Below are 24369 nucleotides of genomic sequence, written 5' to 3' on the forward strand. Positions count from 1 at the left end.
CCTCGTCGGAACACGCAGAAGCGGCCTGAGACGGTGTCTCAGGCCGCTTCTCGGATCTCAGGAGGCGCGGCGGGCGCGGGCGGCGCGGCGCTTGAGCGCGCGGCGCTCGTCCTCGGACAGGCCGCCCCAGACGCCCGAGTCCTGGCTGGTCTCCAGGGCGTACTGCAGGCAGATCTCGGTGACCGTGCACGTCGCGCAGACGGTCTTCGCCTTCTCGATCTGGTCGACGGCCGGGCCGGTGTTGCCGACCGGGAAGAACAGTTCGGGGTCGACGGTCAGGCAGGCGGCCTTGTCACGCCAGTCCATGGGGGCTCCTCGGTGTGGATTTCATGAGATGTCGCGATGCGACCTCTCGATTCGGGCGACGGTTCGGGTTCCGCTACCCTGTTGAGATACGGGCGGATGCCCGCTGATTGTGATGCGAACGCGAACGTTCGCCCCACGCCGCTGTGGGAGCACATGACTTTCTCTATTCTGTTACATGAATACCCTGAAATCAAGGGTTTTCTCGTCATTCGATCCCCGGGAGGACCACGTGCGCGCACCGGGAATCGCCCGCGCCGCCGCCGCCGTCCTGGCCGTCGAAGCGGTCGCCCTGCTCGTCTTCGCGGCCATCGAGATGGCGGGACTCGGGGCAGGGGACGCCGCATCGCTGCCGACGGCCATCGCTCTCATCGTCCTGACCCTGATCGGTGCTGCGGCACTGGGAGCCTTCGCCTTCGGCACCCGCGCCGGGCGCTCCTGGGCGCGATCGGGCGGGGTGGTGTTCCAGGTCCTCGCGATCGCCCTGGCGCTCGGCGCCCTCACGCTGCCGCCGATCCCGTGGGTGTTCGTGCTCGGCCTCGGGGTTCCCGCCGTCGCCGGCTTCGCCCTCCTCATCGCGAGCGCACGCCGTGAGGGGACGAGGCGCGAAGCGGAGTGACTCCGCCGCGACGCGTCAGGCGTCGATGCCGAGCTGCTTGCGCAGACGCGCGACGTGGCCGGTGGCCTTCACGTTGTACTGGGCACTCGTGATGATGCCGTCCTCGTCGAGGACGAAGGTCGAGCGGATGACGCCTTCGACGACCTTGCCGTAGTTCATCTTCTCGCCCCAGGCGCCGTACGCCTCGTGCACTGCGTGGTCGGGGTCGCTGAGCAGCGGGAAGGTGAGACCGTCGCGGTCGCGGAAGGCGGCCAGCTTCGCAGGCTCGTCCCTCGAGACGCCGACGACCTGGTACCCGGCGCCTTGGAGCGAAGAGATGCTGTCGCGGAAGTCGCAGGCCTCGGTGGTGCACCCCGGGGTCATCGCCGCGGGGTAGAAGTACAGCACGGTCTTCGTGCCGCGCAGATCGGCCAGCCGGACGGTGTTCCCGTCCTGGTCGAGCAGAGCGAAGTCGGGGGCGGCGGTTCCGGTTTCCAGGCGTTCGGTCACGCCCCCAGCCTACCGTCCGGGCGGCTGCTCCGCCTTGTCGGCGAAGGTCTGCAGCAGCCGCTGCAGCGAGTCCAGCCGCGCCCGCCCCGTCTCGCTCAGCTCGCCGCGCTCCGCTGCCTCGATGAGGGCGCAGTCCGGCGCGTCCGGCAGGTGCGTGCAGCCGCGCGGGCAGTCCCCCGCGATGACGGCGAGCTCGGTGAAGGCGGCGAGGATGTTCGCGGGCTCGACGTGCCCCAGCCCGAAGGAGCGCACGCCGGGGGTGTCGATGACCCAGCCCGTGCCGCCTGGGCCCTCGTAGCGGAGGGACACGGTGGAGGAGGAGGTGTGGCGTCCCCGGCCGGTGACCTGGTTCACGTGTCCGGTGGCGCGGCCCGCGGTCGGGACCAGGGCGTTCACGAGGGTCGACTTGCCCACGCCGGAGTGCCCGACGAAGACGGTCGAGTGGCCGATGAGCGCCGCGCCGATCTCGTCGACGGGCATCTCGTCCTGTGCGCTCGTGAAGACGCGGAGGTCGAGGCCGTCGAAGTGCGCGAGGAAGGGCGCCGGGTCGGCGAGATCGGTCTTCGTCACCACGAGGAGGGGGCGGATCCCGGCGTCGAGGGCCGCCACGAGGTAGCGGTCGACCAGGCGGGCACGCGGCTCGGGATCGGCCGCGGCGACGACGATGAGCATCTGGTCCGCGTTCGCCACGATCACCCGTTCGACCTCGTCGGTGTCGTCGGCGCTGCGACGCAGGAGCGAGGTCCGCTCGACGATCCCCACGATCCGCCCGAGCGTGCCCTCGTCTCCCGAGGTGTCGCCGACGACGCGGGCCTGGTCGCCCGTGACGATCGGCGTGCGCCGCAGCTCGCGGGCGCGGGCGGCGGTGATCGTGCGCTCCTGCGGGGTGTCCTCGTCGAGGAGTACGGAGTACCGGCCCCGGTCCACACCCAGGACGCGGCCGACCTGCGCGTCCTCGTGCGCGGGGCGCCGCTTGGTGCGCGGCCGGTTGGCCTTCGGGTTCGGGCGGGTCCGGATGCTGCTCTCGTCGTAGTCCTCGAAGTCGTCCTCGAGGTCGTCGGCGTCGTTCAGCCAGCTCACCCGTCAGCCTCGCAGCATCCGCTCCCAGAGCGTGGTGAACTCCGGGAGGGTCTTGGCGGTGGTGCCGATGTCGTCGATCACGACGTCGGGGACGCGGAGGCCGATGAGCGCGCCGGTCGTCGCCATCCGGTGGTCGTGGTGCGCCGCCCAGGAGCCACCGCGGAGCGGGCCCGGCACGATGCGGATGCCGTCGGGGAGCTCTTCGGCGGTCCCGCCCAGAGCGCGCAGGTTGCCGACGAGCGCCGCGATGCGATCGGTCTCGTGGAGGCGGATGTGGCCGATGCCCCGGATCGTCGTGGGGCCGTCGGCGAAGGCCGCGAGACCCACGAGGGTCGGCGTCAGCTCGCTGGCGGCGGAGAGGTCGAGATCGAGCCCGCGGATGCCGGAACCGGCGCGCACGGTGAGGACCCCGCCGTGACGGCTGACGTGGGCGCCTGCAGCCTGCAGGATCTCGGGCAGCAGCGCCCCGGGCTGGGTCGAGTGCGCCGGCCAGCCGGTGATCGCGACGGAGCCGCCGGTGACGAGCGCGGCCGCGAGGAACGGTGCCGCATTGGAGAGATCCGGCTCGATGGGGATCTCCTTGGCGCGGGGGACCCCGGCCTCCACCAGCCACTCGCCGACCGCGGGGCGCTCGATGCGGATGCCACGGCGGCTGAGGGCCTCGATGGTCATGTCGATGTGCGGCAGGCTCGGCAGCCGCTCGCCGGTGTGCACGAGGTGCAGGCCGACGTCGAAGCGTGGAGCGGCCAGAAGCAGCCCGGACACGAACTGGCTGGAGGCCGACGCGTCGATCTCCACGCGACCGCCGCGGATGTGACCGTGGCCGCGGATGGTGAACGGGAGGGCCCAGGTTCCCTCGTCGTCGATGTCGACGCCGAGGTCGCGCAGGGCGCTGATGAGCCCGCCCATGGGTCGGTGCAGAGCCGTCTCGTGCGCGGTGAGGTGGACGTCCTGCTCGGCGAGGCCGGCCAGCGGCGCGATGAAGCGCATGACGGTCCCGGCCTGGCCGCAGTCGATCGTCGTGCCGCCGCGGAGCTTGCCGGGCGTGATCACGAGGTCGGGACCGAACTCGTGGCCGGCGTCGACCTCCTCGATGCCGACGCCGAGCGCGCGGAGGGCCTCCACCATGCGCTGCGAATCGTCAGAGTGCAGCGGCGCGATCAGGCGGCCGGGGCCGTCCGCGATGGCCGCGATGAGGAGCTCGCGGTTGGTGAGGGACTTGGACCCGGGGATCGTGAGCTCGGCGTGGACCGGGCCGTCGATCGTGGGCGCGGGGTAGGCGCCCTGCACACGGGTGGGGGAATACCTTTTGGCGCTCATCGGTTCTCACCTTAGTAAACGCAACGCCGTCCTCGTGAGAGGCGGCTTCGGTGCGAAGGGAAGAGGATGCCTGCGACGCTGGAACGCGAGGTGATCGACCTCAGCCGCCTAGACTGGCCGGTGATGGACGACACCGCAACCGCAGCCACCGTCGGCGACCCTCGGCGCGAGTTCGAGGAGCAGGCGCTCCCCTTCATGGACCAGCTCTACGCCGCCGCGATGCGCATGACGCGCAATCCCGCGGACGCCGCCGATCTCGTGCAGGAGACCTTCGTCAAGGCCTACGGGTCGTGGTCGACCTTCGCGCAGGGAACGAACCTGAAGGCGTGGCTGTACCGGATCCTCACCAACACGTACATCAACATCTACCGGAAGCGGCAGCGCGAACCGTTCCAGGGCACCATCGACGAGCTCGAGGACTGGCAGCTCGGCGGCGCCGAGTCGACGACGGCCTCGCACAGCCGGTCGGCCGAAGCCGAGGCCATCGACCGCATGCCGGCGTCGGTCGTCAAGGACGCGCTGCAGGCAGTCCCGGAGGACTTCCGTCTCGCGGTGTACCTCGCCGACGTCGAGGGCTTCGCGTACCAGGAGATCGCCGACATCATGAAGACCCCCATCGGCACCGTCATGAGCCGTCTGCACCGTGGCAGGCGGATGCTGCGGGAGCTGCTGGCCGACTACGCCGCGGAGCGGGGAATCGCCGCGGCTGACCCGAGGAGCAAGAAATGAGCGACTGCGGCTGCGACAAGGCCCGTCAGGATCTGGAGGAGTACCTCCGCAATGAGGTGTGCAAGACGGAGCACGCCGAGATCCGCGAGCACCTGGAGAACTGCCCGGCGTGCCGGGACGAGGCTCTGGTGGCGACGACCCTCACCGAGGTGATCGCCCGTGCCTGCAAGGAGACCGCTCCCGAGGAGCTGCGCGACCAGGTGTTCGCCCGGCTGCGCGAGGTCCAGGCCGCACAGCACTGAGGCGCTGCGAGCGCGTGCGGGGCGTCGGAGACCGCCCGTAGGCTGTGTGCATGGCCCTCATCGATGCGCGCGGGATCCCCGCTGACCAGACCTCCGTCGACCGCCTCGCGGCACAGGACCTCGACTACCGGGTCCTCGATACGACGGACTCGGCGCGGGTGGCCGCCTTCCAGCGAGCGATGGCGCGCGGGTTCCTCGGCGCCGACCCCTCGGAGGCGGCTCGCGAGGAAGGCGTCGGCACCCTGAGGAGCCGGCGCAACATCGGCGTGTACGAGCCCGACACCCCGGCCGACCGTTTCCCCGTGGCGACCATCGACTCCTGGGTGACTCCGCTGACGATCCCCGGCGGTGAGATCGGCATGTGGGCGATCAGCGGAGTCACTGTGGCCGGCACCCATCGTCGTCGTGGCATCGCGCGGGCGCTGCTGGAGGGGGAGCTGCGCGCCGCCTCCGACGCCGGTCTCCCGGTCGCCGGGCTCACGGTGTCCGAGGCGACGATCTACGGACGGTACGGCTTCGGCTCTGCCGTCCCGGTGTCGCGGTTCACCGTCGACGTCCGCCGCGCCGGATGGGCGGGGCCCGGTCCCGCGGGCGGCGTCGAGTACCTCGAGCGCGAAGAGCTCGCGGCCGCGCTGGCGGAGGCGCACGAGCGGGCGCGTATCGCCCGATCGGGGCAGGTCCCCGGATGGCCGGCCCGCTGGGCGGGCATCAGCGGGCTCGCGAGCACAGACACCGACCGGGACCGGGTGCGCGGTATCCGCTATCGCGACGAGTCCGGGCAGGTGCGCGGCGTGATGGCGTTCCACCTCGCCGAGCGCGGGGGCACTTTCCGGTTCGCGCTGCACGTGCGTCTGCTCGTCGGCGAGACGGCGGAGGCGACGGCCGCATTGTGGCGATTCGCGCTGCAGCACGATCTCGTGGACGAGGTGACCGCCGACCTCCGTCCTCTCGACGACCCGCTGCCGTGGCTCGTCGGAGACCCGCGCGGGGTCACCCAGGAGGTGCACGACCACGGTTGGCTCCGCGTCCTGGACGTCCCCGCCGCGCTCACGGCCCGGTCCTACGCCGCGCCCCTGGACACGGTGCTCCGCATCGAGGACGCGCTCGGTTTCGCCGCGGGCACGTGGCGTCTGCGCATCGACGCCGAGGGGCGGGCGCGCGTCGAGGCGGCTCCGGATACCGGGGCGGACCTCGTCCTCGACGTCTCCGCGCTCTCGTCGATCTACGCAGGCAGTATCCGTGTCGCCGCGCTGCACGGTGCGGGCCGGATCGCCGGCGCGCCCGCGGCCGTCGAGGCCCTGGACCGCGCGTTCGTCGCCTTCCCGGCTCCGTCCCTCGACATCTGGTACTGATCCCCGGACGACGAGAAGGGCGCCCCGGCCGAAGCCGGGGCGCCCTTCTCGTCGTCCGAGAGCGGATCAGCCGAGGGTCACCGCCGCGCGGATCAGAGCGGCCTGCTCGGTGGCGTGCACCTTGGACGAGCCCGTCGCCGGAGACGCCGAAGCCGGACGCGACACGGGGCGGAAGGAGCGGTCGCCGGGGACATCCGCGAACGCGAGGGCCAGGAACGGCCAGGCGCCCTGGTTCTCCGGCTCCTCCTGCACCCATACGAGCTCGGCGTTCGGGTACGAGTCGGTGATCTTCTTCAGCTCGTCGATGGGTGTCGGGTAGAGCTGCTCCAGACGCACCAGGGCGATCTCCGGGTTCGGGTTCTTCTCCAGCTCGGCGCGGAGGTCCCAGTGCACCTTGCCGCTGTGCACGAGGACGCGCTTCACGGCGGAACGATCGAGACCGCGGTCGTCGTCGATGACCGGCTCGAACCGACCGCCGGTGAACGCCTCGACCGGGCTCGTCGCTCCCCGCAGGCGCAGCATCGCCTTCGGGGTGAACACGATCAGCGGCTTGCGCGGGCGCGCATAGGCCTGACGGCGCAGCAGGTGGAAGTGCGACGCCGGCGTCGACGGACGCGCCACGATCATGTTGTCCTGTGCGCACAGCTGCAGGAACCGCTCGATGCGTGCGGAGGAGTGGTCCGGCCCCTGGCCCTCGTAGCCGTGGGGGAGCAGGAGGGTGACGCTGGACTGCTGACCCCACTTCTGCTCCGCGGCGGAGATGTACTCGTCGATGACCGACTGCGCGCCGTTGACGAAGTCGCCGAACTGCGCCTCCCAGAGCACCAGGGCCTCGGGAGCCTCCACGGAGTAGCCGTACTCGAAGCCGAGTGCGGCGTATTCGCTGAGGAGGGAGTCGTAGACGAAGAAGCGGCCCTGGGCGTCGGAGAGATTCGACAGCGGCAGCCACTCCTGGCCGTTCGCCCGGTCATGGAGCGCGGCGTGACGCTGTACGAACGTCCCGCGGCGCGAGTCCTGGCCGGCGAGGCGCACCGGAGTGCCCTCGACGAGAAGCGACCCGAAGGCGAGCAGCTCGCCGAAGCCCCAGTCGATGTTCCCGTTGCGGCTCATGTCGAGACGCTTCTCCAGCAGCTGCTGGATCTTCGGGTGCACGGTGAAGCCCTCGGGCTTGTTCACGAACGCATCGCCGATGAGGCGGATGACCTCCGCGGGGACACCGGTGACCTCGGGGGCTCCGACCTGGTCCTCGACCTGCGGGGCCTCCTCCGGGGCGATCGGGGTGGCTCCGGTCTCGGCGGCGTGCGTCTCGGCGAAGGCGATCTCCAGACGGTTCTGGAAGTCGGCCTTGGCCTCGTCGTACTCCTCCTCGGTGATGTCACCGCGACCGACGAGCGACTCCGTGTACAGGCGGCGGACGGAGCGCTTCGCCTGGATGAGGTCGGTCATCAGCGGCTGCGTCATCGAGGGGTCGTCGCCCTCGTTGTGACCGCGTCGGCGGTAGCAGACGAGGTCGATCACGACGTCGCGGTGGAAGCGCTCGCGGTACTCGAACGCGAGCTGGGCCACGTGGATGACCGCTTCGGGGTCGTCGCCGTTCACGTGGAAGACGGGTGCCTGGATCGTCTTGGCGACGTCGGTGGCGTACACCGAGGTGCGGGCGTCGCTCGGCGTCGTGGTGAAGCCGACCTGGTTGTTGACGACCACGTGGATCGTGCCGCCGGTGCGGTAGCCGCGCAGCTGCGACATCTGCAGCGTCTCGACGACGACGCCCTGGCCGGCGAAGGCCGCGTCGCCGTGGACGAGGATCGGCAGCCAGGCGAAGGTGCCGATGGGCTTGCGGTCCTGCTTGGCGCGGACGATGCCCTCGAGCACGCCGTCGACCGTCTCCAGGTGCGAGGGGTTGGCGGCCAGGTACACGGGGAGCGAGGAGCCGTCGTCGGCGACGAAGGTGCCCTCGGTGCCGAGGTGGTACTTCACGTCGCCGGAGCCGCGCTGGTTGCCGGGGGTCTGCGTGCCCTCGAACTCGCGGAAGACCTGGCCGTAGGTCTTCCCGGCGATGTTGGTGAGCACGTTCAGGCGACCGCGGTGGGCCATGCCGATCGCGGCACCCTCGAGACCGGCGGTGGCCGCGCCCTGGAGGATCTCGTCGAGGAGCGGGATCAGCGACTCGCCGCCCTCGAGGGAGAAGCGCTTCTGACCGACGAACTTCGTCTGCAGGAAGGTCTCGAAGGCCTCGGCCTCGTTGAGCTTGCGCAGCACGCGCAGCTGCTCGTCATGGCCGGGCTTCTGGTACTTGACCTCGACCTTGTCCTGGAACCAGCGGCGCTGCTCCGGGTCCTGGATGTGCATGTACTCGATGCCGAGCGTGCGGCAGTACGAGTCGCGCAGCACGCCGAGGATGTCGCGGAGCTTCGCGACGCGGCGCCCGCCGAAGCCGCCGGTGACGAATTCGCGGTCGAGATCCCAGAACGTCAGCCCGTGACTCTCGATCTCGAGGTCCGGGTGCGAGCGCTGCCGGTACTCGAGCGGATCGATGTCGGCCATGAGATGACCGCGCACGCGGAAGGAGTTGATGAGCTCCTGCACGCGCGACTGCTTGTCGACGCGCTCGGCGAGGTCGACCGCGATGTCGGGGTTCCAGCGGATGGGCGCGTACGGGATGCGCAGCGCGGCGAAGATGTCGTCGTAGAAGCCGCGCTGGCCGATCAGCAGCTCGTGCACCTTCTTGAGGAACTCGCCGGAGCCGGCGCCCTGGATGACGCGGTGGTCGTAGGTGCTGGTGAGCGTGATCGTCTTGCCGATCGCGAGCTCGTTGAGCGTCTTGTCGCTGGCGCCCTGGAACTCGGCCGGGTACTCGAGGGCACCGGCGCCGATGATGCAGCCCTGGCCCTTCATGAGACGCGGGACCGAGTGGACCGTGCCGATGCCGCCCGGGTTGGTCAGCGAGACCGTGGTGCCCTGGAAGTCGGCGGCGGTGAGCTTGTTGGAGCGTGCGCGGGTGACGAGGTCCTCGTAGGCGGCGAGGTACTCGGTGAAGGTCATGGTGTCGGCGCGCTTGATGCTCGGGACCATCAGGGCGCGGGTGCCGTCCGGCTTGGGCAGGTCGATCGCGATGCCGAGGTTGACGTGCGCCGGGGCCACGACGGAGGGCTTGCCGTCGATCTCGGCGTAGAAGACGTTCTGGCTGCGGAACTCGTCGAGGGTGCGGATGAGCGCCCAGCCGATGAGGTGGGTGAAGCTGACCTTGCCGCCGCGGGTGCGGGCCATGTGGTTGTTGATGACGATGCGATTGTCGATCATCAGCTTGGCGGGGACCGTGCGCACGCTCGTCGCGGTGGGGACGGTGAGGGACTCGTCCATGTTCGCGGCGAGGGTCTTCGGCAGACCGCGCAGCGGGGTGACCTTGTCCTCCTCGGAGGGCGGCTGCGCCTCCTTGGATTCCTGCTTCGGCTTCGGCGCCTGGGCGGGGATCGGGGCGGACGCCGCGGGCTTCGCCGTGGTGCGGGCGACGGGCTGCGAGCCGATCACCGGGATGGGCGCGGTCACGGGGTGTGCCGGGGCCGTCGTCGCGGTGGGAGCAGCAGCGCCTCCGCCTGCGGTGGTCTCGGAGTGGTACTTCTCCAGGATGGGCCACCACTCCTTGTCGACCGAGTCGCGGTTCTCCTTGAACTGCTCGTAGAGCTCTTCGACGAGCCAGGAATTGGCTCCGAACCCCCCGTCGCCACCGACGCCGGTCACCTGGTTCGACACGCTCTATCGCCCTCTTTCATCGCTGAAGATCTCCGATGCGGACGCACGACGCAGGATGCGCTCGGGCCCGCACACTCTCGACCACCAAGCCTAACCTGTTTCGACCGGGGAGACGTCGAAGAGAGCGACCCGCGCCGCGCCGATCTGGGTACCGTGGAGGCATGGAGTTCTCAGGTGCGCAGCCGACCGTCGATCTGACCTACTCGGATGTCTTCCTGGTGCCGCGCCGTTCGGCCGTCACCAGTCGGTTGCAGGTCGATCTCGCCCCGCACGACGGCACGCCCGCGACGCTGCCGCTCGTCGCCGCGAACATGAACTCGGTGACAGGGCCGCGTATCGCCGCCGTGCTCGCACGCCGCGGGGCGCTGGGCGTGCTCCCGCAGGACCTGCCGCTCCAGGAGCTCGACGCCGCGATCCGCGACGTGAAGGGGCAGCCGGTGCTCTGGGACACGCCGCTCGTGCTGCCCCCGGAGGCGACCGTCGCCGACGCGCTCCGCCTGCTTCCGGCCGCCGTGGGACACGGGATCGTCGTGGCCCACGGGGCGGCGCCGATCGCTGTGGACCGCATCGTCGGCGTCCTTCCGGCGACGCGTCTGGCGACCGCGTTGCCCGATGCACAGCTCGGCGACCTCGTGCACCGGGGGACGCCGTCCATCGACGCGGACGACATCGGCTCCGAGCGTCACGCCTTCGACGTCATCACCGAGGCGGACGTCGAGATCGTCACCGTCGTGCACCACGGCCACCTCGTCGGGACGCTGAGCGCGCGCAGCGCCTTGCGCGCCACCCTGTACCGCCCGGCCGTGGACGCCGACGGCCGCCTCGCGGTGGCCGCGGCGGTCGGCATCAACGGCGATGTGGCGGCCAAGGCGAAGGCGCTCGCGGCCGCCGGCGTGGACGTGCTCGTCGTCGACACCGCGCACGGTCACCAGGAGGGCATGCTCCGGGCGCTGCAGGAGGTCGCGTCCCTCGGCCTCGGGCTCCCGATCGTCGCGGGGAACATCGTCACCGCGGACGGCGTCCGGGATCTCGTCGACGCGGGCGCCTCGATCCTCAAGGTCGGCGTCGGCCCCGGGGCGATGTGCACGACCCGGATGATGACGGCGGTCGGTCGTCCGCAGTTCTCCGCGGTGCTGGAGACCGCCGAGGCCGCCGCCGAGGCCGGAGCGCACGTCTGGGCCGACGGCGGGGTGCGCTACCCCCGCGACGTCGCCCTCGCGCTCGCGGCCGGTGCCGCCTCCGTCATGGTCGGCTCCTGGTTCGCCGGGACGATCGAGGCCCCGGGGGAGCTCCAGCGCGACGCGGACGGGCGGCTGTTCAAGGAGTCGTGGGGGATGGCGTCCACGAAGGCCGTGCAGGCGCGGTTCGGTCGGCTCGACGCGTACGAGCGGGCGCGCAAGGAGCTGTTCGCCGAAGGCATCTCCTCCTCGAAGATCTATCTCGACCCGCTGCGGCCGGGAGTGGAGGACCTGCTCGACATGATCACCTCGGGCGTGCGGTCGTCCTTCACGTACGCCGGTGCTGCGACCGTGCCGGAGTTCCACGAGCGCGCCCTCGTCGGACTGCAGTCCGCGGCGGGATACGAGGAGGGCAAGGCGCTGCCGGTCAGTTGGTGATCGCCTGCCGCGTCCACAGTCCGCTTCTGTAGAATCGAGCGCACTATGGACGACCCTCCCAGTTGCCGAACATCGCCCCACCGTCCCGTTCTCTCCCCGGAGAGGAAGATCTGATGGACTACATCATGTTGGGCGTGGGGCTTCTGCTCACGGTCGGCACCGGCCTCTTCGTGGCGAGCGAGTTCGCCCTCGTGAACCTCGACCGCGCGGATCTGGAGGCGCGGCAGGCGCGCGGGGAGTCCCGCCTCTCCCTGACGATCAGCGCTCTCCGGCACACGTCGACGCATCTCTCGTCTGCACAGCTCGGCATCACGCTGACCACGCTGCTGACCGGATACACGATGGAGCCGGCGCTGTCGAACCTCCTGCGTCCCACGCTGGTCGCCTGGAACATCCCGGAAGCCGCCGTCGCTCCCATCGCGACCGTGGTGGCGATGTTCGTCGCGACGGTGCTCTCGATGATCCTCGGCGAGCTCGTCCCGAAGAACTTCGCGCTGGCGCTGCCCCTGGCCACGGCCAAGCTCGTGGTGCCCTTCCAGATCGCCTTCACGACGGTGTTCAAGCCGGCGGTGGTCGTGCTGAACGGCAGCGCCAACGGCGTGCTGCGCAGCATGGGCATCGAGCCCAAGGAGGAGCTCTCCGGCGCGCGCAGCGCGGAGGAGCTGTCGTCGCTCGTGCGACGGTCGGCGAGCGCCGGAGTTCTGGAGGCCGACACCGCCACGCTGCTGGACCGCACGCTCACCTTCTCCCGGCTCACGGCGGCGGACGTCATGACGGCGCGCCCGAGCATGCACGCGATCGCCGCCGGCGACTCCGTGGACGACGTGATCCAGCTCGCCCGGCGCACGGGCCACAGCCGCTTCCCGGTGTTCGACGAGGACCTCGACGACATCACCGGCGTCGTGCACCTCAAGGCCGCCATCTCGGTGCCGCGGGAGCGTCGCGCCGAGGTGCCCGTCGGCGCTCTCGCGACCGATCCGCTCCGCGTGCCGGAGACCGCCCATGTCGACGCGCTCATCTCGGACCTCCGCGGCCGGGGTTACCAGCTCGCGGTCGTCGTCGACGAGTACGGCGGGACCGCCGGCATCGTGACCCTGGAGGACCTCGTGGAGGAGCTCGTCGGCGAGGTCTCCGACGAGCACGACCGGACGAGGGCCGGGATCATCCGGAACCGCGACGGGGTGACCTTCCCCGGCGAGCTGCGCCCGGACGAGCTGCGCAGCCGCGCGGGCGTCGAGGTGCCGGAGGGCGATGTGTACGACACGGTCGGCGGCTACGTCATGAGCGTTCTGGAGCGGGTGCCTGTCGTCGGCGACGAGGTGCCCCTGGAGAGCGGCACCCTGCAGGTGGTCCGCATGGACGGACGCCGGGTGGATCGGGTGCGCTACGTCCCGAGACCGGATGCCGTCATCATCGAGGGGGTGTCCCTGTGAGCGATTGGGGAGGCCTCGCCTGGCTCGTCGTCCTGCTGGCGGCGAACGCGTTCTTCGTCGGCGCCGAGTTCGCGGTGATCTCCGCGCGGCGCTCGCAGATCGAGCCGAAGGCGGAGCGCGGCTCGCGTCCCGCCAAGACGGCGCTGTACGCCATGGAGCACGCGACGCTCATGCTCGCGACCTCGCAGCTCGGCATCACGATCTGCTCGCTGCTCATCCTGAACGTCTCCGAGCCCGCCATCCACCACCTGCTCGCCGTGCCGCTGCACGCCGTGGGCTGGTCGGATGGTGCGGTGGACGTCGTGTCGTTCACGATCGCGCTGCTCATCGTGTCGTTCCTGCACGTCGTGTTCGGCGAGATGGTGCCGAAGAACCTCGCGTTCTCGATTCCGGACCGGGCCGTGCTGCTCCTGGCGACGCCGCTGGTGTGGGTGTCGAAGGTGTTCATGCCGGTGATCTGGCTGCTGAACGCGGCGGCGAACGGTGTGCTGCGCCTGTTCCGGGTGGAGCCGAAGAACGAGGCGGCGTCGACCTTCACGCTCGATGAGGTGGCGACGATCGTCAGTCAGTCGCGCCGGGAGGGCGTGCTCATGGACACCGCGGGCACGGTGACGGCCGCGGTGGAGTTCACCGACAAGAAGGCCCGCGACGTGGCCGTGCCGCTGAGCGACCTGGTCACACTGCCGCAGACGACCACGCCGGACGACATCGAGAAGGCGGTGGCCCGCTACGGGTTCTCGCGCTACGTGATCGTCGACGACGAGGACGTCCCGATCGGCTACGTCCACCTCAAGGACATCCTGCGGGCCTCCGAGGGGCCGGACGCCGAAGCCAAGGTGCTCGAGCCGATCCCCGGCAAGCGCATCCATCACATGGTGCCCGTGCAGGAGGACACCGACCTGGAGGACGCCCTCGCCGTCATGCGACGTGCGGGCCGTCACCTGGCCAAGGTCCGCGACGCGCGGGGGGAGACGACCGCCGTGCTGTTCCTGGAGGACATCCTCGAGGAGCTCGTCGGCGAGGTGCAGGACGCGACCCGTCGCGTCCGCGGTCACTGACGTCGCGACACGCGAAGGCCGCCGGCTCCCACGGGAACCGGCGGCCTTCGTCGTGGGCGTCAGCGCCAGTGCGCCCGCTCGTACTGCGGCGGCCAGGCGACCTCGTCCCCCAGCTCGTGCGCGGCGCGGAGCGCGAAGTGCGGGTCGCGCAGCCACTCCCGTCCGGCGAAGATCGCGTCGGCCGCGCCGTCGGCGAGCACCTGTTCGGCCTGCGCGGCCGCGGTGATGAGGCCGACGGCCGACACCGGGATCCGCCCGCCCTGGCGGACGGTCTCGGCCAGCGGGACCTGGTAACCGGGGGAGACGCTGATGCGCTGGTGCGCGACGAGGCCGCCGCTGGAGACGTCGATGAGGTCGGCGCCGTGCGCGGTCGCCCAGGTGCCGACCGTCGCGGCCTCCTCGGGCGTGAACCCGCCCTCGGCGTGATCGGTCGCCGAGATGCGGACGAACAGCGGCACGTCGTCGCCGGCCGTCTCGCGCACCGCGTCCACGACGCGCAGCAGCAGCCGGGCCCGGTTCTCCAGCGAGCCGCCGTACTCGTCCTCACGGAGGTTGGACAGCGGCGACAGGAACTGGTGCAGGAGGTAGCCGTGGGCGCCGTGGATCTCGATGACGTCGAATCCGGCCTCCCGCGCCCGCCGGGTCGCGGCGGCGAACCCGTCGACCACGCGGTCGATGCCCGCCGCGTCCAGCGCGACCGGCGCGGCGAACCCCTCGTAGGCCACGGCCGACGGTGCGGTGGTCGTCCATCCGCCCTCGGCGGCGGGGACCGTGCCGCGCTCGTCCGCCCACGGCCACCAGGTCGAGGCCTTCCGCCCGGCGTGCGCGAGCTGGATGCCCGCTGCCGCCCCTCGGTCGTGGATCGCCCGGACGATCGGGGCCAGGGCGTCGCGCTGCGCGTCGTCCCACAGCCCGAGGTCGCGGGGAGAGATGCGCCCCTCCGGCACGACGGCCGTGGCTTCGGCCACGATGAGTCCGGCGCCCCCCGAGGCGAACTGCGCGAGGTGGGTGTGGTGCCACTCCTGCGCGACGCCGTCGATGGCGCTGTACATGCACATGGGGGACACCCAGAGGCGGTTGCGGAACGTGGTGGACCGGATGGTCAGCGGGGAGAAGAGAAGACTCACCGTTCGACGGTACCGCCGACGCGGACGGGACAGGGCCGTCGGGCTAACGTGGAGTCATGAGCGACGTGCGCGAGTGGTCCCGCAACGACGCGGCGCGGTTCTTCCGCGCTCCGACCGTCGAGGACGACAAGTACTCGCGGGGCGTCGTGGGGGTGCGCACGGGATCGGCCGCCTACCCCGGCGCCGCGGTGCTCGGCGTCGAAGCCGCCTGGCGCACCGGTGCCGGGTTCGTCCGCTACGTGGGCGCGCCGTCGGCGGTCGCGGCGGTGCTCTCGCGGCGCCCGGAGACCGTCGGCGGGCCGGATGCCGGACGCACGCGGGTCGGTGCCTGGGTGATCGGCTCCGGGACCGACCCGGACGACCGGAGCGCGACGGAGGCGCAGGCACTGCGGGAGATCGTCGGCGGCGACGTCCCCGTGGTCATCGACGCCGGAGCGCTCGATCTGGCGCCGACCGCACGCGCCCCGTTCGTCGCCACGCCGCACGGCCGGGAGTTCGCGCGGCTGCGGGAGCGCATCGGCATCGACGGGGCCTCGGACGATCTCGCAGACGTCCGCGCCGTGTCCGCCGCGATCGACGGCGTGGTGCTGCGCAAGGGCGCGCGCACCGTGCTCGCCGCACCCGACGGCACGCTGATCGCCGTCGAGGCGGGAACGGGCTGGCTCGCGACGGCGGGCACGGGCGACGTGCTCGGCGGGATCGTCGCCGCCGTGATCGCCGCGAATCCGGACAGCCCGCTCGTCGAGTCCGCTGCGGCGGCCGTCTGGCTGCACGGGCACGCCGCCCGCATCGCCGCCGCGGCGACCGCGGGCGCGAGCGGCCATCCGATCGTCGCGCTCGACGTCGCGGAGACGCTGCCCCGCGCGGTCGCGGACCTCCTGTCGTGAGGACCTCGACCCGGAGGAGCGCGCTCGCCCTGTGGATCGCCTTCCTCCTCGTCCACCTCGTGACCGCGTGGCTGGGCTGGGTCTACCCGAGCCAGCCCATGGGGGACGTCGTGCTCGTGTACGAGCCCTGGGCCACCGCGGCGTGGAGCGGCGGGGAGGTCGTGGGCGTCACGGAGTCCTGGGTGTATCCGCAGCTCGCGCTCCTGCCGATGATGCTCGCCGCCGGGCTCGCCGCACCGTTCCTCCCGCTGCTCGGCGTCTCCGGCGCCTACCTCATCGGCTGGGCACTGCTGGTGACGGCGCTCGACGCCCTGGCGTTCGCCGTCCTCGTCGGGCGCGGACGCGTACGGGCGCGTCGGACAGCCGCGTGGTTCTGGTGTGCGGCGCTGCTGCTCCTCGGACCCATCGCGCTGTACAGGATCGATGCCGTGACCGTGCCCCTCGCCGTCGTCGCCGGTCTGTGGCTGGTCAGCCGCCCCACCATCGCCGCGGCGCTGCTGACGGTCGGCGCCTGGATCAAGATCTGGCCCGGTGCGCTCCTCCTCGCGGCGGTCGTGGCCGGGAGGGCGCGGCTGCGGATGCTCCTGGCCGCCGCGGGGGTCACCGCCGGTGTGGTGGTGGCGCTCCTGCTGCTCGGCGCCGACACCGAGATCCTCGGCTTCCTCACCGCACAGACCGGCCGGGGGCTCCAGATCGAGGCGGTCGCCGCGACGCCGTTCCTCTGGATGGCCGTGACGGGGGCCGCCCGCATCGAGTACAGCTACGACATCCTCACCTTCCAGTTCGTCGCTCCGGGCGCGGAGGTCGTCTCCACGGTCCTCACCCCGCTCCTCGCGCTCGCCGTGGTCGTCGTCGCGCTCGTCGGCGGGGTCAAGGCCGCGCGAGGCGCGTCGTTCGCGCGACTCTTCCCGCCGCTGGCCCTGCTGCTGGTGACGGTGCTCATCGCTCTGAACAAGGTCGGCTCGCCGCAGTTCCAGACCTGGCTGCTGGCGCCCGTGATCCTGTGGCTCGTCCTCGATCGCCGCCGCGCGCAGACCGCCGCGGCGCTCGTGCTCGCGCTGTGCCTGCTCACCTGTCTCGTGTATCCCCTGAGCTACGACGGGCTGCTGCGGGCCGAAGCCTCCCCGGTCCTGCTGCTCACGATGCGCAACGGGCTGCTCGTCGTCCTCGCCGTCGTGAGCGCCGTCGCGCTCGCGCGGGTCCCCGTCGTCCGCCGTCCCCGAACCCAGGAGTGAACCCATGTTGATCGCCTTCTCCGTCGCCCCCAGCGGCGCGCCCGTCGATGGCGCCGACCGCAGCGATGCCTCCGTGCACGATGCGGTGGCCGCCGCGGTGCGCGTCGTCCGCGCTTCGGGGCTCCCGCACCGCACGACGAGCATGTTCACCGAGATCGAGGGGCCCGACTGGGACACCGTGATGGATGTGGTCAAGCGGGCGACCGAGGCGGTCATGCCGTACGGATCGCGGGTGTCCCTCGTCCTCAAGGCGGACATCCGTCCCGGCTACACGGGGGAGCTCGACGCCAAGGTCGAGCGCCTGGAGGCGGCGATCGAGGAGTCCGACGACCGGTAAGCTGAACCGGTGAATCCCTCGACACCTTCGAGGGGTGCGGCGAAGTGGGCGCTCCTCTCCCTCGCCATCGGCAGCTTCGGCATCGGCATGACCGAGTTCGTCGTCATGGGCCTGTTGCCGAACATCGCCGCCGATCTCCTCCCGTCCGTCTGGGCGTCGAGCCAGGAGGAGGCGCTGAGCCAGGCCGGCTGGCTGATCTCGCTGTACGCGCTCGGCGTAGTCATCGGCGCCCCGACCATCGCCGGCTTCGTCGCCCGCTATCCGCGGCACCGGGTGATGATCGTCCTCGCCCTGGCGTTGACGGTGTTCAATGCGCTCACCGTGGTGCTGCCGACGTTCGAGCTCGTCGGGGTGTCGCGCTTCCTCGCCGGGCTCCCGCACGGTGCGTATTTCGGCATCGGCGCGCTCGTCGCCGCCGACGTGATGGGACCGGGCAACCGTGCCAAGGGCGTCGCGTTCATCCTCACCGGACTCACGGTCGCCAACGTCATCGGGGTGCCGCTGGGTACCTTCCTCGGTCAGGCATGGGGCTGGCGCGCGGCCTTCGCCGTCGTCGCGCTCGTGTTCGCGCTCGCCACCGTTTTCATCGCGCTGTTCGTGCCCGCACACCCGGGGAACCCCGGACGCACGATGCGGGCCGAGCTCGGAGTGTTCCGCATCGGTCAGGTGTGGTTCACGCTCGGCGTCGGGGCGATCGGGTTCGGCGGGTTCTTCGCCGTCTACAGCTACATCGCCCCGCTCGTGACGGAGGTCGCCGGATCGCCGGACTGGGTCGTGCCGATCGTGCTCGTGCTCATGGGGCTCGGCATGACCGGCGGGAACCTCGTCGGCGGTCACCTCGCCGACATCGACCTCCGCCGCACGCTGCTGCTCGGTCTCGCCGCGATGGCGGTCGTGTTCGCTCTGCTCGCCGTGCTCTCGTTCTGGATCGTGAGCCTGAGCCTCGTCGTCGTGCTCGTCGGGTTCGTCTCGTCCGTGCTGAGCCCGACGATCCAGACCCGGCTGATGGACGTGGCCGGCGACAACCAGTCCATCGCGGCGGCCATGAACCACTCCGCCCTGAACATCGGCAACAGCCTCGGCGCCTTCCTCGGCGGCATCGTGATCGCGGTCGGCTGGGGCTTCACGGCGCCGGCGTGGACCGGCGCCGTGCTCGCAGTGGCCGGTCTCCTCATCGCACTGGTGTCCTACCGCGTGGAGGCGCGGCGGGTCGCGCAGACGCCGGTCCTCGCGTCGTAGAGTGACGGGGTGACCACCCCCGACGAGGACCTCCCGCTCGCCGGCACCGTCGTGCTGCTGCGGCCCGCCGCCGACGGCTTCCAGGTGCTGCTGCTGCGCCGTCCGTCGCGAGGCTCGTTCGCAGACGCCTGGGTCTTCCCCGGCGGGAAGGTCGAGCCGGGGGACCGTCAGCCGGGCGCTGCAGAGGTCGACGACGCGCGTCGCGCCGCCGCCAGGGAGACCGCGGAGGAGGTCGGACTGACGGCGCGCGATCTGGTGCCGCTGTCGGAGTGGCGTCCGCCGGCGGAGGCGCCGGTCCGGATCCGCACCTGGTTCTTCCTCGCCCTCGCGCCGGACGCCGAACCGTCGCCGTCCGCCGACGAGGTCGTCGAGCTCGCCTGGGTGTCACCCGCCGAGGCTCTCGCCCGTCACGCGTCAGGAGAGTGGCGACTCTTCCCGCCGACTTGGCTCACACTGCACCGACTCTCCGCCTTCGCCGATGTCGATGCGGCGCTGGCCTCCGGCGGGGCTGTCGAGCTGTTCCAGACACAGGTGCGCGATGAGGGCCGGGCGTTCGGCTGGGCACAGGGGACCCTCCACGCCCACACCCTGCCGTGGCGGTTCGATCCGGTGTGACGCGGCTCAGGCGTCGAGCAGACGCCGTAGGTGCGCGCCGACGGCCTCGGTCTCGATGAGGAAGCCGTCGTGGCCGAAGTCGCTCGTGAGCACCACCGCTTCGCCGTCGAGCACGTTCGCGATGCTCCGCGCGATCCGCTGCTGCCCGTCGACGGGGAAGAGGCGGTCGCTGTCGATGCCGAGGACGAGGGTCTTCGCGGTCACCGCCTTCAGGGCCTCCTCGACGCCGCCGCGGCCGCGACCGACGTCATGCGAGTTCATCGCCTCGACGAGGGTGACGTAGCTGTTCGCATCGAAGCGCCGCGTGAACTTGTTGCCATGGAAGTCGAGGTACGACTCCACCGCGAAGCGCCCGCCGTGGCCGAGCGGCGACACGTCGGACTGCCAGGAGCGCTGGAACCGCTGGTTGAGCTCGATCGGGCTGCGGTAGTTCAGCAGAGCCATGCGGCGGGCGAGGGCGAGGCCGCGATGCGGACCGTCGCCGTCCGCGAGGTCGTAGTACTCGCCGCCCTGGTAGCGCGGGTCCATGCGGATGGTCTCCAGCTGCACGGTGTTGAGCGCGATCTGGTCGGCGGTGGTGACCGGGGGAGAGGAGAGCACCGCGAGCCGCTGCACCCGGTCGGGCTGCGACACGGCCCACTCGAGCGCATGCATGCCGCCCATCGAGCCGCCGATCACCGCCGCCCAGCTGTCGATGCCGAGCGCGTCGGCCAGGCGCACCTGCGCGGCGACCTGGTCGCGGATGGTGAGGTAGGGGAAGCGCGACGCCCACTCGTAGCCGTCCGGGGCGATGCTTGCCGGCCCCGTCGATCCCTGGCAGCCGCCGAGCATGTTCGGCGCGATCACGAACCACTCGTCGGTGTCGAGCGGCGCACCGGGGCCGACGACGTCCTCCCACCAGCCGGCGGTCGGGTGGCCGGCGCCGGCCTCGCCGCGCACATGGCTGTCGCCGGTGAGGGCGTGCAGGACGAGCACCGCGTTGTCGCGGGCGGCGTTCAACTCGCCCCAGCTCTCGTAGGCGAGGCGGATGCCGGGAAGCTGTGCTCCGCTCTCCGCGGTGAAGGCGCCGAACGCGGCGAAGCGGCGGCCGCCGACGGGATCGCCGTCCCGCCAGGCGCCGGTGGCCGGCGGGCGGGCACGGAGCAGCCGGACGTCGGCCTCCGTCACCGGTGCCGACGGCACCGTGTCCTCGGAGGTCGTCTGCCAGTCCATGTCTCCATTCTCGCCTGGCCGGTGGGTCTCGGCCCGCAGGTTACGACACGGGCACGACGAAGGCCCCGAGCCGTGCGGTCCGGGGCCTTCGTGGAGGGCGTGCGGGTCAGGCGCGCGCGGCCTCCGAGACGGCACGCGCGGCGGCGAGCGCCTGGTCCAGATCCGCCTTGAGGTCCTCGATGTTCTCGAGGCCCACGGACAGGCGCACGAGGCCGGGGGTCACACCCGCGGTGAGCTGCTGCTCAGGCGTGAGCTGGGCGTGCGTCGTGGAGGCCGGGTGGATGACGAGCGAGCGCACGTCGCCGATGTTGGCGAGGTGGCTGAACAGGGAGAGGCTGTTGACGAACTCCCGTCCGGCCTCGACACCGCCCTTGAGCTCGAACGACAGCACGGCGCCGACACCTTTCGGTGCGTACTCGTTCGCCGTGGCGTACCAGGGCGAGGAGGGAAGGCCGGAGTAGTTGACCCCGGCCACGTCGTCGCGGCTGTCCAGCCACTCGGCGATCTCCTGGGCGTTCTGCACGTGGCGCTCGATGCGCAGCGACAGCGTCTCGACACCCTGGATGAGGTTCCACGCGCTCTGCGGGGCGATGGCCGAGCCGAGGTCGCGGAGCAGCTGCACGCGGGCCTTGATGATGTAGGCGAGCGGGTCGCCGACCGCGGCCGTGTAGCTGGCGCCGTGGTACGACGGGTCCGGCTCGGTGAGCCCGGGGAACTTCTCGACGTTCTCCGACCACGCGAACGAACCGCCGTCGATCACGACGCCGCCGATCGTGGTGCCGTGGCCGCCGAGGAACTTCGTGATCGAGTGGACGACGATGTCGGCGCCGTGCTCGAACGGACGGATCAGGTACGGCGTCGCGATGGTGTTGTCGACGATCAGCGGGACGCCGTTCTCGTGGGCGATGTCGGCGACCGTGCGGATGTCGAGCACGTTGATCTGCGGGTTGCCGATCGTCTCCGCGAAGAAGAGCTTCGTGTTCGGACGGACGGCGCGGCGCCACTCCTCCGGGTCGTCCTGATTCTCGACGAAGGTGACCTCGATGCCGAGCTTGGCCAGGGTGTACTTGAACAGGTTGTAGGTGCCGCCGTAGATCGAGCTCGACGCGACGAAGTGGTCGCCGGCCTGCGCGATGTTGAGGATCGCGAAGGTCGAGGCGGCCTGGCCGCTGGAGAGGACGAGGGCGCCGGTGCCCCCTTCGAGTGCGGCGAGGCGCTGCTCCAGGACGTCCTGGGTCGGGTTCTGGATGCGGGTGTAGATGTTGCCGAACTCGGCGAGCGCGAAGAGGTTCGCGGCGTGGTCGGCGCTGTCGAACACGTAGGACGTGGTCTGGTAGATCGGCGTCGCCCTGGCCTTGGTGACGGGGTCGGGGGCGGCGCCCGAGTGGATCTGCTTGGTCTCGAAACGCCAGGTCTCGGGTGCGGACATGTGTTCCCCCTGGAACGGTCGGAAGGTCGGATGGGCTGGTGCCCTTGCAGCGAGAGTACGGAATATCGCGCCGTGTCAACAGCGACCGGGAAATGTGACGTAACACGGCGTGCGGTCCGGAACGGGCGGAACCCGCGCGGACATCGTACGGTGGAGGACATGGCCAACAGACGTGCAGTGGTGACAGGTGCGAGTTCCGGGATCGGTCAGGCGACGGTGCGGGTGCTGCGGGCGCGGGGGTGGGACGTCGTCGGCGTCGCCCGCCGTGCGGACCGCCTCGCCGCTCTCTCCGCCGAGACGGGGGCGTCGACCATCGCCTGCGACCTGACCGACGACGCCGCGGTGACGGCGCTCGTCGGAGAGCTGGAGCGCACGGGCCCGGTCCACGCCCTCGTCCAGGTCGCCGGCGGCGCGCGGGGGACCGACCGCGTCGAGGACGCCGCGCTCGCCGACTGGCAGTGGATGTACGACGCGAACGTGCTCGCCACGCAGCGCCTCGTGGCGGGGCTGCTGCCGCTGCTGCGCCGCACCGCGGACGCGGACGGTCACGCCGACCTCCTCTTCGTGACCTCGACGGCTGCGCAGACCGCCTACCCGGGTGGTGCGGGGTACAACGCGGCGAAGGCTGCCGAGGCGATGCTCGTCCGGGCGCTGCGCCAGGAGCTGAACGGCGAGCCCCTCCGCGTGGCCGAGGTCGCTCCGGGCATGGTGCACACCGAGGAGTTCACGCTGAACCGGCTCGGGGGCGACGCCGTCGCGGCGGAGGCCGTGTACTCGGGCGTCGAGGCGCCCCTCCTCGCCGAGGATGTGGCGGACGTCATCGCCTATGCCCTGGAGGCCCCCGCTCACGTGAACCTCGACCTCATCACGATGCGGCCGGTCGCCCAGTCGGCGCAGCACCTGCTCGCGCGGGGACCGCTGCGGGTCCGGCCCGTCGAGTGACCGGAGGACGCACCCTCGCCGAGCTCGCGGAAGAGGGACTGATCGACGCGGGGTGGGCGGAGGCGCTGGCCCCGGTGCAGGACACCATCACGGCGCTCGGGGAGCGGCTGCGCGCCGAGCAGGCCGCGGGTCACGGGTACCTTCCCGCGGGACCGAACGTGCTGCGGGCCTTCCAGCGACCGCTCGCCGATGTCCGGGTGCTCATCACGGGTCAGGACCCCTACCCGACCCCCGGCCACCCGATCGGGCTGTCGTTCGCCGTCGACCGCGACGTGCGCCCCTTGCCGCGGAGCCTGGTGAACATCTACAAGGAGCGCGAAGCGGACCTCGGGCTGTCCCCCGCGCCGCACGGCGACCTCACGGCGTGGAGCGATCAGGGCGTGCTGCTGCTGAACCGCGTCCTGACGGTCCGCCCCGGAGCCGCGGCCTCCCACCGCGGCTGGGGGTGGGAGCAGGTGACGGAGCTCGCGATCCGCACCCTCGTCGCGCGCGACCAGCCGCTCGTCGCGATCCTCTGGGGGCGTGACGCGGCGAACCTTCAGCCTCTCCTCGGTGACACCCCGGTGATCGCCTCGGCGCATCCGTCCCCGCTCTCCGCCAGCCGCGGCTTCTTCGGCTCCCGCCCCTTCTCCCGCGCGAACGCGCTCCTGGAAGAGCTCGGCGGCGCTCCGGTGGACTGGAGGGTGGAGGGTGAGGGGCCCGGCTCCCTAAGCTGAGCCCATGCAGTTCGAGCCCGGGGACCGTCGTCGCGTTCTCCCGCGTCATCTGCGACCGGCCGCCGCGCCGGACACGTTCTCGTACGCGATCCGCCCCGCCAGGGCCGCAGACCTCCCGCACGTGCGCGAGATCTACAACCACTTCGTCAGCAACTCGGCCGTCACTCTGGACGAGCGCCGCAGCAGCATCCCGTACTGGAGAGACAAGTTCGAGCTCCTGGAGCGGCTCGGGCTGCCTTTCCTCGTGGCGGTGTCGCCCTCCGGCGCGATCCTCGGCTATGCCCTCGCGCAGCCATGGGCCGGGAAGAACGCCTACCGGTACACGGTGGAGGACTCCATCTACCTCGGGCCGGGCGCGGCGGGGAAGGGACTCGGCTCCGCTCTCCTGCAGGCCCTGATCGACGCCTGCGAACAGCGCGGGCTCCGCGAGATGGTCGCCGTCGTCAGCGATCAAGGGGCGGACGCCTCGATCCGGCTGCACGAGAAGCTCGGCTTCGTGGAGGCCGGGCGCATGGGGCGGGTCGGCCGGAAGTTCGGTCGTGACCTGGGCACCGTCTACCTGCGCCGAGCCCTGCGCCCGTCCCGCCCCCGCCGTCGCCTCTCGCTCTTCCCGCGCTGACCCACCCCTTTGTGTGCGCC

The 24369-nt window shown here is 71.3% G+C and carries 23 protein-coding genes; 15 read left to right on the forward strand and 8 right to left on the reverse strand.

All coding sequences use genetic code 11. The features are described from left to right. Positions 1–57: 57 nt before the first annotated feature. Positions 58–306: a WhiB family transcriptional regulator gene (locus tag AC3B5L_RS06495; RefSeq protein WP_017203224.1), complete on the reverse strand. Its 249-nt coding sequence runs from the start codon at positions 304–306 to the stop codon at positions 58–60. Positions 307–535: 229 nt separating this feature from the next. Between AC3B5L_RS06495 and AC3B5L_RS06500 the strand changes: the two genes are divergently transcribed. After that, entirely contained in the window at positions 536–922 is a 387-nt protein-coding gene (locus AC3B5L_RS06500) for a hypothetical protein (protein WP_187663739.1), read from the forward strand. Between the two features lie 15 nt (positions 923–937). Here the strand turns inward: AC3B5L_RS06500 and bcp are convergent, their stop codons facing one another. From bcp to aroA, 3 genes are read right to left on the reverse strand one after another with little or no spacing between them, the layout of a single operon-like run. Further along, positions 938–1411 carry a thioredoxin-dependent thiol peroxidase gene (bcp, locus tag AC3B5L_RS06505; RefSeq protein WP_259955259.1) on the reverse strand — a complete coding sequence of 158 codons (474 nt, stop codon included), beginning with the start codon at positions 1409–1411 and terminating at the stop codon, positions 938–940. 9 nt (positions 1412–1420) lie between these two features. Then, entirely contained in the window at positions 1421–2491 is a 1071-nt protein-coding gene (rsgA, locus tag AC3B5L_RS06510) for a ribosome small subunit-dependent GTPase A (RefSeq protein WP_268776524.1), read from the reverse strand. A 3-nt stretch (positions 2492–2494) separates the two neighbouring features. Next, positions 2495–3811 carry a 3-phosphoshikimate 1-carboxyvinyltransferase gene (gene aroA / locus AC3B5L_RS06515; RefSeq protein ID WP_259955261.1) on the reverse strand — a complete coding sequence of 439 codons (1317 nt, stop codon included), beginning with the start codon at positions 3809–3811 and terminating at the stop codon, positions 2495–2497. A gap of 66 nt (positions 3812–3877) precedes the next feature. Between aroA and AC3B5L_RS06520 the strand changes: the two genes are divergently transcribed. From AC3B5L_RS06520 to AC3B5L_RS06530, 3 genes are read left to right on the forward strand one after another with little or no spacing between them, the layout of a single operon-like run. Continuing rightward, on the forward strand, positions 3878–4540 hold the full coding sequence (locus AC3B5L_RS06520; RefSeq protein ID WP_025103063.1) for a sigma-70 family RNA polymerase sigma factor: 663 nt from the start codon (positions 3878–3880) through the stop codon (positions 4538–4540). Continuing rightward, positions 4537–4782 carry a zf-HC2 domain-containing protein gene (locus tag AC3B5L_RS06525; RefSeq protein ID WP_025103064.1) on the forward strand — a complete coding sequence of 82 codons (246 nt, stop codon included), beginning with the start codon at positions 4537–4539 and terminating at the stop codon, positions 4780–4782. Before AC3B5L_RS06520 ends, AC3B5L_RS06525 begins: the two co-directional genes overlap by 4 nt. Positions 4783–4832: 50 nt before the next feature. Beyond that, entirely contained in the window at positions 4833–6134 is a 1302-nt protein-coding gene (locus AC3B5L_RS06530; protein ID WP_268776523.1) for a GNAT family N-acetyltransferase, read from the forward strand. 66 nt (positions 6135–6200) lie between these two features. On the opposite strand, the gene AC3B5L_RS06535 is transcribed toward AC3B5L_RS06530, so the two are convergent. Beyond that, positions 6201–9884, reverse strand: a complete 3684-nt coding sequence (locus tag AC3B5L_RS06535; RefSeq protein WP_187663744.1) for a multifunctional oxoglutarate decarboxylase/oxoglutarate dehydrogenase thiamine pyrophosphate-binding subunit/dihydrolipoyllysine-residue succinyltransferase subunit — start codon at positions 9882–9884, stop codon at positions 6201–6203. Positions 9885–10045: 161 nt separating this feature from the next. Here AC3B5L_RS06535 and guaB1 point away from each other — a divergent pair, with 161 nt between their 5' ends. The 3 genes from guaB1 to AC3B5L_RS06550 all read left to right on the forward strand — a co-directional run bounded on the left by guaB1 (position 10046) and on the right by AC3B5L_RS06550 (position 13991). Next, on the forward strand, positions 10046–11500 hold the full coding sequence (guaB1, locus tag AC3B5L_RS06540; RefSeq protein WP_268776522.1) for a GMP reductase: 1455 nt from the start codon (positions 10046–10048) through the stop codon (positions 11498–11500). 113 nt (positions 11501–11613) lie between these two features. After that, entirely contained in the window at positions 11614–12933 is a 1320-nt protein-coding gene (locus tag AC3B5L_RS06545) for a hemolysin family protein (RefSeq protein ID WP_060923227.1), read from the forward strand. Beyond that, entirely contained in the window at positions 12930–13991 is a 1062-nt protein-coding gene (locus AC3B5L_RS06550) for a hemolysin family protein (RefSeq protein WP_187663746.1), read from the forward strand. The genes AC3B5L_RS06545 and AC3B5L_RS06550 overlap by 4 nt, the downstream gene beginning before the upstream one ends. A 59-nt stretch (positions 13992–14050) precedes the next feature. On the opposite strand, the gene AC3B5L_RS06555 is transcribed toward AC3B5L_RS06550, so the two are convergent. After that, positions 14051–15118: an NADH:flavin oxidoreductase/NADH oxidase gene (locus AC3B5L_RS06555; RefSeq protein WP_268776521.1), complete on the reverse strand. Its 1068-nt coding sequence runs from the start codon at positions 15116–15118 to the stop codon at positions 14051–14053. 56 nt (positions 15119–15174) lie between these two features. On the opposite strand from AC3B5L_RS06555, the gene AC3B5L_RS06560 reads away from it, so the two are divergent. From AC3B5L_RS06560 to AC3B5L_RS06580, 5 genes are read left to right on the forward strand one after another with little or no spacing between them, the layout of a single operon-like run. Next, on the forward strand, positions 15175–16005 hold the full coding sequence (locus AC3B5L_RS06560) for an ADP-dependent NAD(P)H-hydrate dehydratase (RefSeq protein WP_490096317.1): 831 nt from the start codon (positions 15175–15177) through the stop codon (positions 16003–16005). Then, positions 16002–17240, forward strand: coding sequence for a hypothetical protein (locus AC3B5L_RS06565; RefSeq protein WP_490096318.1), 1239 nt, complete (start codon positions 16002–16004; stop codon positions 17238–17240). The genes AC3B5L_RS06560 and AC3B5L_RS06565 overlap by 4 nt, the downstream gene beginning before the upstream one ends. 4 nt (positions 17241–17244) lie before the next feature. Then, positions 17245–17577, forward strand: coding sequence for a thiamine-binding protein (locus AC3B5L_RS06570; RefSeq protein ID WP_292796778.1), 333 nt, complete (start codon positions 17245–17247; stop codon positions 17575–17577). Between the two features lie 9 nt (positions 17578–17586). After that, positions 17587–18816: an MFS transporter gene (locus AC3B5L_RS06575; RefSeq protein WP_187663751.1), complete on the forward strand. Its 1230-nt coding sequence runs from the start codon at positions 17587–17589 to the stop codon at positions 18814–18816. Between the two features lie 9 nt (positions 18817–18825). Then, positions 18826–19431 (forward strand): NUDIX domain-containing protein, encoded by a 606-nt coding sequence (locus tag AC3B5L_RS06580; protein WP_292796774.1) that lies wholly within the window; start codon positions 18826–18828, stop codon positions 19429–19431. A 6-nt stretch (positions 19432–19437) separates the two neighbouring features. On the opposite strand, the gene metX is transcribed toward AC3B5L_RS06580, so the two are convergent. Together metX and AC3B5L_RS06590 are read right to left on the reverse strand one after the other, a co-directional pair. Continuing rightward, positions 19438–20643, reverse strand: a complete 1206-nt coding sequence (gene metX, locus AC3B5L_RS06585; protein WP_363444549.1) for a homoserine O-acetyltransferase MetX — start codon at positions 20641–20643, stop codon at positions 19438–19440. Between the two features lie 106 nt (positions 20644–20749). After that, positions 20750–22072: a bifunctional o-acetylhomoserine/o-acetylserine sulfhydrylase gene (locus tag AC3B5L_RS06590; RefSeq protein WP_259955127.1), complete on the reverse strand. Its 1323-nt coding sequence runs from the start codon at positions 22070–22072 to the stop codon at positions 20750–20752. A 159-nt stretch (positions 22073–22231) separates the two neighbouring features. Between AC3B5L_RS06590 and AC3B5L_RS06595 the strand changes: the two genes are divergently transcribed. From AC3B5L_RS06595 to AC3B5L_RS06605, 3 genes are read left to right on the forward strand one after another with little or no spacing between them, the layout of a single operon-like run. Beyond that, positions 22232–23014 (forward strand): SDR family oxidoreductase, encoded by a 783-nt coding sequence (locus AC3B5L_RS06595; RefSeq protein WP_280565936.1) that lies wholly within the window; start codon positions 22232–22234, stop codon positions 23012–23014. Next, positions 23011–23730, forward strand: coding sequence for a uracil-DNA glycosylase (locus AC3B5L_RS06600; protein ID WP_280565934.1), 720 nt, complete (start codon positions 23011–23013; stop codon positions 23728–23730). The genes AC3B5L_RS06595 and AC3B5L_RS06600 overlap by 4 nt, the downstream gene beginning before the upstream one ends. Positions 23731–23734: 4 nt before the next feature. Continuing rightward, a complete protein-coding gene (locus tag AC3B5L_RS06605) occupies positions 23735–24349 on the forward strand; it encodes a GNAT family N-acetyltransferase (protein ID WP_315637089.1) in 615 nt (204 codons plus the stop codon). Positions 24350–24369 lie beyond the last annotated feature (20 nt).

This window comes from Microbacterium sp. C-MGS6, assembly GCF_058140415.1.